The 12,812-nt window shown below is 65.8% G+C and carries 11 protein-coding genes; 9 read left to right on the plus strand and 2 right to left on the minus strand.

Going from position 1 to position 12,812, the window contains the following annotated elements; all coding sequences use genetic code 11:
* Positions 1-12: 12 nt before the first annotated feature.
* A complete protein-coding gene (locus ACLV74_RS07330) occupies positions 13-933 on the minus strand; it encodes a LysR substrate-binding domain-containing protein (protein ID WP_411878718.1) in 921 nt (306 codons plus the stop codon).
* Between the two features lie 183 nt (positions 934-1,116).
* Between ACLV74_RS07330 and ACLV74_RS07335 the strand changes: the two genes are divergently transcribed.
* From ACLV74_RS07335 to ACLV74_RS07375, 9 genes are all read left to right on the plus strand, one after another.
* Positions 1,117-1,872, plus strand: coding sequence for an SDR family NAD(P)-dependent oxidoreductase (locus ACLV74_RS07335; RefSeq protein ID WP_411878719.1), 756 nt, complete (start codon positions 1,117-1,119; stop codon positions 1,870-1,872).
* Between the two features lie 51 nt (positions 1,873-1,923).
* The gene (locus ACLV74_RS07340; protein WP_411878720.1) at positions 1,924-2,160 is read left to right on the plus strand and encodes a 2-hydroxymuconate tautomerase family protein; all 237 of its coding nucleotides are present in this window, start codon (positions 1,924-1,926) and stop codon (positions 2,158-2,160) included.
* 219 nt (positions 2,161-2,379) lie between these two features.
* Complete coding sequence (locus tag ACLV74_RS07345) at positions 2,380-3,099, plus strand: DUF1028 domain-containing protein (protein WP_411878721.1); 720 nt, start codon at positions 2,380-2,382, stop codon at positions 3,097-3,099.
* Complete coding sequence (locus ACLV74_RS07350; RefSeq protein ID WP_411878722.1) at positions 3,096-4,124, plus strand: ABC transporter ATP-binding protein; 1,029 nt, start codon at positions 3,096-3,098, stop codon at positions 4,122-4,124. Before ACLV74_RS07345 ends, ACLV74_RS07350 begins: the two co-directional genes overlap by 4 nt.
* Positions 4,121-5,170: an ABC transporter ATP-binding protein gene (locus tag ACLV74_RS07355; protein ID WP_411878723.1), complete on the plus strand. Its 1,050-nt coding sequence runs from the start codon at positions 4,121-4,123 to the stop codon at positions 5,168-5,170. The genes ACLV74_RS07350 and ACLV74_RS07355 overlap by 4 nt, the downstream gene beginning before the upstream one ends.
* Before the next feature lie 98 nt (positions 5,171-5,268).
* Positions 5,269-6,768, plus strand: a complete 1,500-nt coding sequence (locus tag ACLV74_RS07360; protein ID WP_411878724.1) for an ABC transporter substrate-binding protein — start codon at positions 5,269-5,271, stop codon at positions 6,766-6,768.
* Positions 6,769-6,790: 22 nt separating this feature from the next.
* Positions 6,791-7,732 carry an ABC transporter permease gene (locus ACLV74_RS07365; protein ID WP_411878725.1) on the plus strand — a complete coding sequence of 314 codons (942 nt, stop codon included), beginning with the start codon at positions 6,791-6,793 and terminating at the stop codon, positions 7,730-7,732.
* Between the two features lie 3 nt (positions 7,733-7,735).
* Positions 7,736-8,608 (plus strand): ABC transporter permease, encoded by an 873-nt coding sequence (locus tag ACLV74_RS07370; RefSeq protein WP_411878726.1) that lies wholly within the window; start codon positions 7,736-7,738, stop codon positions 8,606-8,608.
* A 72-nt stretch (positions 8,609-8,680) separates the two neighbouring features.
* Positions 8,681-10,288 (plus strand): gamma-glutamyltransferase family protein, encoded by a 1,608-nt coding sequence (locus tag ACLV74_RS07375; protein ID WP_411878727.1) that lies wholly within the window; start codon positions 8,681-8,683, stop codon positions 10,286-10,288.
* Positions 10,289-10,300: 12 nt separating this feature from the next.
* Here the strand turns inward: ACLV74_RS07375 and ACLV74_RS07380 are convergent, their stop codons facing one another.
* Positions 10,301-12,724 (minus strand): cellulase family glycosylhydrolase, encoded by a 2,424-nt coding sequence (locus ACLV74_RS07380; protein WP_411878728.1) that lies wholly within the window; start codon positions 12,722-12,724, stop codon positions 10,301-10,303.
* Between the last annotated feature and the right edge of the window lie 88 nt (positions 12,725-12,812).

Consider the following 12,812-nt stretch of genomic DNA (forward strand, 5'->3'; position numbering starts at 1 on the left):
CATGCGCCGGGCTCAGCGCCCGGCCGTCGCCAGCTGTTCAACCAGGAAATCCACAAAGGTCCGCACGCGCAATGAGAGATGGCGCGCATGCGGGTACAGCAGGATGAAGGGCCGGGAGCTGCCGCCGAACTGCGGCAGCACCTCCACCAGCTCGCCGCTCTTCAAATCCTTCTCCAGGATGTAGCGGTAGGTCTGCACCAGGCCCGCGCCGCTGCGCGCCAGGGTCGCCACGCCGAGCACGTCTTCCGAGCAGCAATAGCTGCCGGGCGTCGCAACGTCAAGGTCCTTGCCGTCGACCCGGAAAGTCCAGGGAATCCGGCGGCCCGTGCTGGGCAGTTCAAACTGGATGCACTCGTGCTTCTGCAAATCCTCCAGCGTCTTCGGCTTGCCCGCGCGCTTCAAATAGGAGGGCGTAGCCGCCAGCACCAGTTCCGCATCTTCGAGCTTGCGCGCAATCAGGCTGGAGTCGTCGGGCGCGCGCCCGCGTATCGCGAGGTCGTAGCCCTCATCCGCGAAATCGATGTTGCGGTTGCTCAAGTGCACGTCAAGCAGAACCTGCGGGTAGCGTTTGCGAAACAGCGGCAGCAGCGGCAGCACGCGGTAATGCGCATAAGGCGTCGGCATGCTGATGCGCAGCAGGCCGGCCGGCGCGGCCTGCTCGCCCGTCACCAGGCGCTCGGCATCGACCAGCTGCGACAAAGCCTGTCGGCACTGCTCGAAATACACACGACCGCTGTCGGTCAGCCTGATCTGCCGCGTCGTGCGCACGAAGAGGCGCACACCCAGCCGCTCCTCAAGCCGCGACACGGAACGGCTGACCGCCGCCGGCGTCACGCCGGCTGACGCGGCCGCCGCGGTAAAGCTGCTGAGCTCGGCCGCCAGGCAAAACAGCTCGATGCTGCCCAGCAATAAATCGTCGAAGTTTCTCTTCACAAAAGCCTCCTAATCCACCTTATTCATTACGCCATGTATCAAGTAATTTGTGAAAACCCATCTTTATCTTCACTGCACGCATAAATATAGTTCATCTCACCGGGAAGCAACCACACATTCCGGCCGGTGCGGGATTCAAAAAGAAACCGCGCCGCCCAGCCAACCCACTGAAGGAGTATTGAAATGAACACCGTCGACAAAACCAGCAACACAACCGTCGTCATCACCGGCGCATCCAGCGGCATCGGCCTCGCCCTTGCAGAGGCTTACCTGAAACGCGGCTACAACGTGGTCGGCAACGCCCGCACCACAGCGCGCCTGCAGGCCGCCGCCGCCCAACTGGGCAACCCGGCCAACTTCATCGGCGTCGAGGGCGACATCGCCCAGCCGGCCACCGCCAAAGCCCTGTTCGCCAAGGCGATTGCCGCTTTCGGCAAGGTCGACATCCTGATCAACAACGCCGGCATCTTCACCGCCAAGCCTGTGGGCGACTACACCGAGGACGACCTGGAAACCATAGTCGGCACCAACCTCAAGGGCTTTTTCTACCCCTCGCAACAGGCCGCCACGCACATGGCGAAAAACAGGGAGGGCCACATCGTGACCATCACCGCCAGCATCGCGATGCAGCCCAGCATGAAAGTGCCGGCGCTTCTGCCGGTGCTGATCAAGGGCGGCCTCAATGACGCGACCCGCGCGCTGGCGATTGAGCTGGCCTCTTCCAACGTGAAGGTCTCGGCCGTGGCCCCCGGCATCATCTCCACGCCCATGCACAGCCCCGACGAAGGCACGCGGTCCTTCCTCGCGACGCTGTCGCCCGCCGCCCGCATAGGCGCGACCCAGGACGTCGTCGACGCCGTGCTTTACCTGACCGACGCGCAGTTCACCTCCGGTGTCGTGCTGGCGGTGGACGGCGGTGCCTCGGCAGGCACCTGGTAAGCACATTCCCATTCTTCGTTCATCAACGACACAAGCTCAAGGAGTCCCACCATGCCCTATGTCAATATCCGCATCACGCGCGAAGGCGCAACGCCCGAGCAAAAACTGCAGCTGATCGAAGGCACGACCGACCTGCTGGTCCGCGTGCTCAACAAAAACCCGGCCACGACCTTTGTCATCATCGATGAGATCGACACCGACAACTGGGGCGTCGCCCGCGAGAACGTCACGACGGTGCGCAAGCGCGAAGCGGCCGCCAAAGCAGCCTCGAAAGGCGCGGCGAGTTAGCCCTCACTGAGCCTCCCCGGGCAGACCATGAAGGCGCGCGGCGGCAAGATGGAATAGACTCCGCTTGGCGCCTGCCGGCTCCACAGGGATGCGGAAGCGGCAGGTGGCATGATTCATGCGTCATTCGTTGCAAGACGGAAGTCGCAAGCCGGTTTCTGTTTCGGGGAGCACGCCAGACGCCTCACCAAGGGCGCAGCTGCTGACGAAAGTTTTTGATACATGACCTGGTCCCTCATCGCGCGCGATTCATCGGGCGCGTTTGGCGTTGCAGTTGCCAGCAAATTTTTCGCCGTGGGCGCACTGTGCCCGCACGCCCGCAGCGGCGTGGGCGCGCTCGCCACGCAGGCGCTGGTCAACCCGCTGTATGCCACACCGGCGCTGGACGGCCTGGCGCTCGGCCAGTCTCCCGCTGACATCATCAAACGCCTGACCGCCGCCGACGAAGGCCGCGACCACCGCCAGCTTCACCTGATAGGCGCGGACGGCCAGGCCGCCGGCTACACCGGCAGCGCCTGCATAGACTGGTGCGGCCACACGGCGGGCCTTGGCTACTCGGTCGCCGGCAACATGCTGGCCGGCCCGCAGGTGATTGAAGCGACGGCACGGGCTTATGAAGCCAACGCCAGCCTTCCGTTTGCCGAGCGCCTTATTACCGCGCTGGCGGCCGGCGAGGCTGCGGGCGGCGACAAGCGCGGCAAGCAGGCCGCGGCCCTGCTGGTCTTCACCACGGAAGACTATTGCGCCCTGGACATCCGCGTGGACGACCACGCCGAACCCCTCCAGGAACTGCGCCGCCTCTACGACAAAAGCCTGGAGCGCTACCAGCCCTTCAGCACCTGCCTGCCCTCGCGCCGCAGCCCGGCCGGTGTCACCGACCGCGCGGTCATCGAGGCCGAAATCACGCGCTTTCACGCCCGGCGCAACGGAGCCGCCGCATGACGGCTTTGCTGGAGGTGAGCGGCCTGCGCACCAGTTTCAAGATGGAAGGCGGCGGCGAATTCGCCGCGGTGGACGGCATCAGTTTTTCGGTCGACTCCGGCCGCACGCTGGGCATCGTCGGCGAATCGGGCTGCGGCAAAAGCGTGACCTCGCTGTCCATCATGGGCCTGCTGGCCAAGGGCCAGGGCCGCGTCTCGGCCGGGTCCATACGCTTTGAAGGCACAGACCTGGCCACACTGGGACCAGACGCGATGCGCGCGCTGCGCGGCAACCGCATGGCCATGATCTTCCAGGAGCCCATGACCTCGCTGAACCCGGCCTTCACCATAGGCGACCAGCTCATCGAAGGCATACGCTGCCACCGCGACATCAGCGCGGCCGAGGCCAGGGAGCACGCCATCGCCATGCTGCGCCGCGTGCGCATTCCCTCGCCCGAGCAGCGCATCGACGAATACCCGCACAAGCTCTCGGGCGGCATGCGTCAGCGCGTGATGATCGCCATGGCGCTGGCCTGCGAACCGCAGCTGCTGATCGCCGACGAACCCACCACCGCGCTGGACGTCACCATCCAGGCCCAGGTGCTGGACCTGATGCGCACGCTGCGCGAGGAAACCGGCACCGCCATCATCCTGATCACGCACGACCTCGGCGTGATCGCCGAACTGGCCGACGACGTCGCCGTGATGTATTCCGGGAAAATCGTGGAGCGCGCGCCCGTGGCCCGGCTGTTCGACCAGCCACAGCACCCCTACACCATAGGCCTGCTGGGCTCCATCCCCAAGCTGCACCTGGCGCAGGAGCGGCTCAACGCCATTGAAGGCCAGGTGCCCACGCCCATGACGCGCATGGATGGTTGCCGCTTCGCGCCGCGCTGCCCTTTCGCCGTCGACAAATGCCGGCAGGAAGTCCCGCCGCTGATGGACATGGGCGGCGGCCATGAAGCGGCCTGCTGGCGCGCGCCGTTGGATCCCGGCATGGCAACCCGCCGCGCCACCGCCGCTGCAACCAGCGAGGTGACGCTGTGAGCGCGCTGCTGAAAGTCGAAAACCTGGTCAAGCACTTCCCGGTGCGCTCGCACCTGTTCAGCCGCTCCAAAGCGGTCGTGCATGCGGTCGACGGGCTGAGCTTCGAATTGAACGCCGGCGAGACCATGGCGCTGGTCGGTGAATCGGGCTGCGGCAAATCCACCGTGGGCCGCCTCGTGCTGCGGCTGCTGGACGCGACCTCGGGCCAGGTCTGGTTTGACGGCGAGGACCTGATGACGCTGCCGGCCGGCCGCCTGCGCGCCAAGCGCCGCGAGCTGCAGATGATTTTCCAGGACCCGTATTCCTCGCTGAACCCGCGCATGACGGTGGAGCAGGCGCTGACCGAGCCGCTGGCCCTGCACGGCCTGGCGCGCGGCCGGCACCGCGAGCGCGCCGCCGAGCTGCTGGACCTGGTGGGTCTCGCGCCGCAATACCTGCAGCGTTACCCGCATGAGTTTTCAGGCGGCCAGCGCCAGCGCATCGGCATTGCGCGCGCACTCGCGGTGGAGCCGCGGCTCATCGTCTGCGACGAGGCCGTGTCGGCGCTGGACGTCTCCATCCAGGCACAGGTCGTCAACCTGTTGCAGGACTTGCAGCGGCGCCTGGGCCTGGCCTATGTCTTCATCGCGCACGACCTCGCGGTGGTCAAGCACATCGCCTCGCACGTGGCCGTGATGTACCTCGGGCAGATCGTTGAATACGCCGACAAGCAAAGCCTGTTCGCGCAGCCGCGACACCCGTACACGCAGGCCCTGCTGTCGGCGATTCCGGTGCCCGAACCCGGCCTTAAACGCGAGCGCACGCTGCTGCAGGGCGACGTGCCGAATCCCATCACCCCGCCTTCGGGCTGCCGCTTCAGGACGCGTTGCCCCCACGCGCGCGAGCGCTGCGCCGAGGAAGTGCCCGCACTGCGCTCGCAGGGCGGCCATGCTGTGGCCTGCCACTTCTGGGAAGAGATCAAGGCGCCGGCCGGCATCACCGGCGGCGCCGTCGTGAACGAGAGGCTGCTCCGGCTCCAGGCGGCTTTTCATGCGCAAGCGGCCTGATGGAGACCACGATGTTCACCCCTGATTCAACCATCCCCGGCGCCAGGCAGCCATCCAAGCAAACCATCATCGCAACCGACAAACGAGAAGGAAGAACCATGAACAAGAAGTTTTTGCTGGCCCTGACGCTGGCCGCCACCGCCTGCGTCACGCAGGCCCAGACCCTGCGCATAGGCCTGGCCGAAGACCCGGACGTGCTGGACCCGACCCTGGCGCGCAGCTTCGTGAGCCGCATTGTGTTTTCCTCGCTGTGCGACAAACTGGTCGACATCGATGAAAAACTCAACATCGTGCCGCAGCTGGCCACTTCCTACACCTGGTCGGCCGACAACAAGGCGCTGACGATGAAGCTGCGCAGCGGCGTGACCTTCCATGACGGCGAAAAATTCGATGCCGCCGCAGTCAAGTTCAACATCGAGCGCCATAAAAACCTGGCCGGCTCCAACCGGCGCGGCGAGCTGCTGCCCGTCACCACGGTGGACGTCATCGATGACCTCACGGTGAAGATCAATCTGAGTGCCCCCTTCTCGCCGCTGCTCAGCGTGCTGGCCGACCGCGCCGGCATGATGGTCTCGCCCAAGGCCGCACAGGCCGCGCCCACCAACTTCGGCACCAGGCCGGTATGCTCGGGTCCCTTCAAATTCACCGAGCGCGTGGCGCAGGACCGCATCGTGCTGGAACGCTATGCCGGCTACTGGGACAAAGCCAACATCCACTTCGACAAGGTCATCTTCCTGCCCATCGTCGACGCCACCGTGCGCCTGGCCAACCTGCGCTCCGGCCAGCTGGACTTCATCGAGCGCGTGGCGCCGTCCGACATCGCCTCCATCAAGGCCGACAAAAAGCTCGGCTTCTCGCGCATCGTCGAACTGGGCTACCAGGGCATCACCATCAACACCGGCAAGAGCGACCAGGCGCAGAAGAACCCGCTGGGCCGCGACCCGCGCGTGCGCGAGGCTTTTGAGCTCTCGCTGGACCGTGCCGGCATCGTGCAGGTCGCGATGGACGGCGAAGCCACGCCGGGCAACCAGTGGGTGCCACCCGCCAACAGCTTCTACGCGAAGAACGTTCCCATTCCCAAGCGCGACATCGCACGCGCCAAACAGCTGCTGAAAGAAGCCGGCGTTCCCAACCCGACCTTCACACTGATGACGCCCACCACCTCTGATGCCCAGCGCGTGGCCCAGGTGGTGCAGGCCATGGCCAAGGAGGCCGGCTTTGACGTGAAGATCCAGTCCACCGAGTTCGCCACCTCGCTCAACCTGGCCGACAAGGGCCAGTTCGACGCCTATGTGCTGGCCTGGAGCGGCCGCGCCGACCCGGACGGCAACCTGTTCAGCTTCTACGGCTGCAAGCAGCCGCTGAACTACAGCGGTGAATGCCGCCCGCAGTGGGACGATTTGCTGAACCGCTCGCGCAACACGCTGGACACCGCGGGCCGCATCAAGGTGTTTGCCACGCTCGCCGCTGAAGCCGACAAGGTCAAGCCTGTCGTTTACCTGTACCACCGCAACTGGCTTTGGGCCTACAACAAGAAGATCACCGGCATGCGCACTGTGCCTGACGGGCTGATCCGCATCCAGGGTTTGAAGATGTAAAAGCAGGCCGCGCCCGACTCACATGCTCCAGTACTTTCTCAAGCGGCTTGCCGCGATCATCCCGACGGTGTTCTTTGTCACCGTCATCATCTTCGGGCTGCAGCAACTGCTGCCCGGTGATGCCGCGTCGGTCCTGGCCGGCGAAAACCAGGACCCGGAGGTGATCGCCTACCTGCAAAAGAAGATGCACCTGGACGAACCGCTGCCGATGCGCTACGCCTACTGGATTTCCGGCGTGTTCCACGGCGACCTGGGCGAATCGATGCGCATCCAGCAGCCGGTGCTGGACCTGATCAAGGAGAAGCTGCCGGTCACGCTGCAGCTGGCGGCCATGGCCATGGTCATCGCGCTGCTGATCGGCATCCCGGCGGGCATCGTCTCGGCCGTGGGCAAGGACTCGGCCTGGGACTACCTGGCCAATGTGATCGCGCTGTGGGGTTTGTCCACGCCCAACTTCTGGCTGGGCATTTTGATGATCCTGGTGTTTTCGGTGCAGCTGGGCTGGCTGCCGGCCTCGGGCTACGTGAGCCCCTTTGACGACCTCAAGGCCAACCTCGCGGCCATGATCATGCCGGCCTTTGTGCTGGGCAACGCGATTGCCGCCGTGCTGATGCGCCATACGCGCAGCGCCATGCTGCAGGTGCTCAATGCCGACTACGTGCGCACCGCGCGCGCCAAGGGCCTGACGGAGCGCCGCGTGGTGCTCAAGCACGCGCTGCGCAACGCGCTCACGCCCATCATCACCCTGGGCGCGCTGGAGTTCGGCACGCTGCTGTCGGGCGCGGTGCTGACCGAGCAGGTGTTTTCGATTCCCGGTTTCGGCAAGCTGATCGTGGACGCGGTGTTCAACCGCGACTACGCGGTCGTGCAGGGCGTGGTGCTGTTCACCTCCAGCGTCTACATCCTGCTGAACCTGCTGGCCGACCTGGCTTATTTTGTCGTCAACCCACGGTTGAGGGGTTGATTCATGAGCGCTGTTCTTCCTGCCATCGTCCCGCGTGAGGCCACGCCGGCGCGCCGCGCGCTGCGCCGCCTGGTGCGGCGCCGCGGCGCCATGTTGGGCCTGGCGATTGTCGTGATGTTTGTGGTGCTGGCGCTGTTCGCCCCGTGGATCGCGCCTTACGACCCTATCGCCACCAGCTGGAGCGCTGTGCGCAAGGCGCCCAGCATGCAGTACCTGTTCGGCACCGACGAGATAGGCCGCGACGTGCTGTCGCGCGTGGTGTGGGGCGCGCGCGCCTCGCTGCTGGCGGGCCTGGTGTCGGTCTCCATCTCGATGGCGCTGGGCGTGCCCATAGGCCTGCTGGCCGCCTACGTGGGCGGCTGGACCGACAGCCTGATTTCGCGCTTTACCGACGCCATGCTGGCCGTGCCCTTCCTGATCCTGGCCATCGCGCTGGCCGCCTTCCTCGGCCCCAGCCTCAGCAACGCGATGATCGCCATCGGCGTGTCGGCCACGCCCATCTTCATACGCCTGACGCGCGCCCAGGTGCTGGCCATGAAGGTGGAGGATTTCGTCGAAGCGGCGCGCGCCGTGGGCAACCCGCACTGGCGCATCGCGCTGCGCCACATCCTGCCCAATGTGCTGCCGCCGCTGATCGTGCAGGCCTCGCTGGCGATTGCCTCGGCCATCATCGCCGAGGCCAGCCTGTCCTTCCTCGGCCTGGGCCAGCAGCCGCCGGCGCCCAGCTGGGGCAGCATGCTGAACACCGCCAAGAATTACGTCGACAACGCGCCCTGGATGGCGGTCTGGCCGGGCCTCTCCATCTTCCTGCTGGTACTCTCTTTCAACCTGCTGGGCGACGGCCTGCGCGACGCGCTCGATCCCAAGCACAAGTAAGCACACATACAATAAACGGGAGCCTGAACCCGCGCCGGTATGGCGCGCTTTACCTTCATCCCCCCATCCACCATGCCCACCTTCGACGCCCTCCACTACCCCTATGCCTCCCGCCGCAACGTGGTCTATGCCAACAAGGGCATGGTCGCCACCTCGCAGCCGCTGGCCGCGCAAGCGGGCCTGGCGGTGCTGCAGGCCGGCGGCAATGCGATTGACGCGGCGATCGCCACGGCCGCCGCGCTGACGGTGGTCGAGCCCAATGCCAACGGCATAGGCGGCGATGCCTTCGCGCTGGTCTGGCACGGCGGCAAGCTGCACGGCCTGAATGCCAGCGGCCCGGCGCCGCAAAGCATCACCCTCGACAAACTGACCAGCCAGGGCCTGACGGAAGTGCCCAAGTACGGCCCGCTGCCCGTGACCGTGCCGGGCACGCCCGCCGCTTGGGCCGCGCTGGCGCAGCGCTTCGGCAAGCTGCCGCTCACCACCTCAATGGCGCGCGCCGTTGAACTGGCGCGTGAGGGCTTTCCGGTCTCGCCCACGGTGTCGTCCGCCTGGCAGCAGGCCACAGCGCTGTTCCGCGACAAATTCAAGGAACCGTACTTCAAATCCTGGTTCGATACCTTTGCCCCCGAACGCGCGCCGCAGCCAGGCGAACTCTGGCGCTCCGCCGCGCATGCCGACACGCTGCAATCCATTGCAGAGACAAACGCCGAAAGTTTTTACCGCGGCCCGCTGGCCGCGAAGATCGCGGCCTTTGTGCAGTCGGCCGGCGGTTACCTGGCCCAGGAAGACCTCGCCGCCTTCCAGGTCGACTGGTGCGACCCGATCAGCGCCAACTACCGCGGCTACGACGTCTGGGAAATCCCGCCCAACGGCCACGGCCTGGTGGCCCTGATGGCGCTCAACATCCTCAAGGGTTTTGACTTCAGCGAGCGCGACAGCCTGCGCACCCACCACCTGCAGATCGAGGCCATGAAACTGGCTTTTGCCGACGGCCTGGCGCACATCGCCGATCCGGCCCACATGCGCGTATCCGTGGCCGACCTGCTGTCGGACGCGTACGCGGCCGAACGCCGTGCGCTGATAGGCGCGCGCGCCCTGCAGCCCATGCCCGGCGAGCCTTCGCGCGGCGGCACCGTCTACCTGAGCACGGCCGACGGCGAAGGCAATATGGTCTCGCTGATCCAGAGCAACTACATGGGCTTCGGCTCGGGCATGGTGGTGCCGGGCACCGGCATCGCGCTGCACAACCGCGGCAACAATTTTTCGCTGGACGCCAAACACCCCAACTGCCTGGCGCCGGGCAAGCGGCCGTACCACACCATCATCCCGGGCTTCCTGACCAAGGACGGCAAGGCCGTAGGCCCCTTCGGCGTGATGGGCGGTTTCATGCAGCCGCAAGGCCATGTGCAGATGGTGATGAACACCGTGGACTTCGGCCTGAACCCGCAAGCCTCGCTGGACGCGCCGCGCTGGGAATGGGAAAGCGGCAAGCGCGTGAGCATTGAGCGCTCCACGCCCGAGCACATCTTCCACGGCCTCGCGGGCCTGGGCCATGAGGTGGTGTGGTCCGGCAACCGCATAGGCTTCGGCCGCGGGCAGATCATCTGGCGCAATGCCGACGGCGTGCTCTGCGGCGGCACCGAACCGCGCACGGACGGCTCTATCGCCGCCTGGTAAGCGTGCCGGCGCTCACTTGAGCGTTATGCCGGCCGTGCTGCCCAGATATTGCTCCAGCACGGCCAGTTCGGCCGCTGTGGGCGCGCCCTTGCCCGCGATGACGGCATACAGGTTGCCCCGGAAGCCTTCACGCGGGTAGTAGCTGACATAACCGCAGCCCATCAGCATCTGGGTGAAGGCGCTGGGTGCGAAGGTCGCGGCGCTGCTGCCGACCTCGGCGGAATTCAGGCGCAGCTTTTGCGCACCCGCCACGGATACCAGCGCCAGCACTGCCGGCGTGTTGGCCGCGAGCTTGGCCGGCGCCAGCAACTGCACCGTCTGTCCTTTTGAATCCACCCATTTGGCGCGCGGCTGGCCGTTGGTAAAACCCAGTTCCGAGGTCTGCAGGTCTTCCGCCTTGGAGGCCTGGAACACCACGCCGGTGTTGTTCTGCGCGGGGACGCTGAGGGCCGCAATCGCGAAGTGCGCGTCCTCGAGGTTGTAAGGCACGCGGTTGCGCGGGTTGGGCTGCACGCCCGCAATACGGCCGGATTTTTTGCACCAGAAGCCGAAGGACTCGGGCACCGCGTGGTCGGAGTTTTTTTTGCCGTTGGTCACGCGCATCACAGGCACCGACATAGGCCCCGCCGCGCCGTTGTCCTTGTTGATCCAGTTGATCATCTCCATGGCGTTGCCCGGACTGGAGCCGTAGCCGGAGTCCGACACGGCACGCACCCCCTGGCCCGCCGCGGCCGGCGTGCCCAGCAGGTAGTCGGTGTAGCCGTCGGCCAGTTCCCATTTGCAGGCGCCGTATTTGGCGATGATGGCGAGCGCGGCGTCGGGAAGGCTGGTCGCGGCATAGCCTGCCGGGTCGGTGAACGAAAACACCTTGCGCGGCGGCGGCACCTGGCCGCCCAGTTGCCCGTCGCTGGTGTAAATAAGCGTGGCCACCTGGTTGGCCGCGGGCGTGTAGGTAAAACTATCCTGCCCGTTGGCGCCTGCGGGAATGGTCAGGCGCGACTTGCTCAGCGTGCCGCCCTTGTTCGATGCCACTGTCAGTGCCACCGGCTGGGCCAGGTTGCCGCGCGCATAGACCGTGATGGTGAGCGGCGTGCCCGCCGGCGCGTAACCCGGTCCGTCGTCGAACAAGGTCGCCTGCGCAATGCCCACCGCCGCCTTGAGTACGCCCGAGACCGCCGGCTCCAGCGTCTTGTTCTGGTGCCAGCCGGGCACATGGTTGATGGCGTAGTTGCGGATGGGCCAGTGATTGCCGCCCATCCAGGTGTAGACCTCGCAGCCCGACTGCGCGGCATAGACCGCTGCCTGCGTGAACATGGCCTCCCAGCGCGCATCATCAACCGGCATGCCGACTTCAGTGAGCGCCAGCTTCACGCCCTTGGCCTTGGCCCAGTCGACCGCGATCTTCAGGCGGTCCACGCCGGTCGAGACCTTGATGGGGCCCGAACCAAAACCGGCGCTGTAGTTCTTCGCGACTTCGGTGTCGTAATCAAAAAAGGCACCGTTGCTGAAGGCATCGAGGTACATGTGCACTTCATAAATCAGGTTGGTGCCCGCAAGCGGGAAGCCGGGGTTCTTCGTGCCTATGGCCATGGCCGAGTCGTACTGGTTGCCCGCCACGTAGATCGGGTTGACCGTGTCGACGGCGCGTATGGCCTGGATGGCCGCCTGCGCGAAGGCGGGCCAGATCGTCAGGTCTTCGCCGCCTTTCACCGCTTCTTCGTTGGACGCGATCACGCCGCCCGGCTTGGGCATGTCATGCGGCTCGTTCATGAGGCCGTAGCCGCCGAAGCCCGGGTGATTCTTCCACTTGGTGGCCGCGCGCGTCCAGAAGTCGGTGAAGTGCGCGGGCTTGAGCGTCGCGCCGTGCGCCAGTGAAAAGATGCGCGACTGGATCTGCACTGCGTCCGTGGTGTAGGGCCTCAGGGGGCTGGGCGGCACGGTGAGGCCGATCACAGAGCCATCGGGCTGAAACCTGAAATCCTGGTAACGGCCGTAGTTGTGGTTGTCGATGATGCAGCGTGTGCCGGCGGCGGCATGCGCGTCGAGTACGCCGGTGATGAACGCTTCATAGCCCGCATGGAAGGCGCCCGGGTTGCCGATGGCCGCCTTCGCGGCGGCATTGGCCACGGTGTCGTGCAGCATGGGCTGCAGCAGTTCCCACTGGATGGGCAGCCGGTTCTTCATGAAGCCGCAGGCCGCGAGGTAAGCCACGTCGGCTTTGCGCGGCACGGTGAAATGCAGGTTGGGCGCGGAACTGGTATTGGCCCTGAGGCCGGGCTTGGCCCATTCCATGCCCGAGAGGTTGGTGCCCATGGCAGGCATGCCGGCCGCGGCGCGTGCAACGGCGGCCTGCGCCTGGCGGCTCACGGCGAAGGGGCCAAGGGCCGCCAGGGCGCCGGCCGCCAAAGCGGTTTTGGAAAATTCGCGTCTTTGCATCGGAAGGCCTCTCCTGTTTCGCTTCAAAGGAACAGGTTAAGCCCGGTATCGCGCCCTCTTTACAGTTTGAAGCACCGCAGTGCCCCGC

The organism is Polaromonas sp. YR568 (assembly GCF_943369415.1).
Taxonomy (GTDB): domain Bacteria; phylum Pseudomonadota; class Gammaproteobacteria; order Burkholderiales; family Burkholderiaceae_C; genus Polaromonas.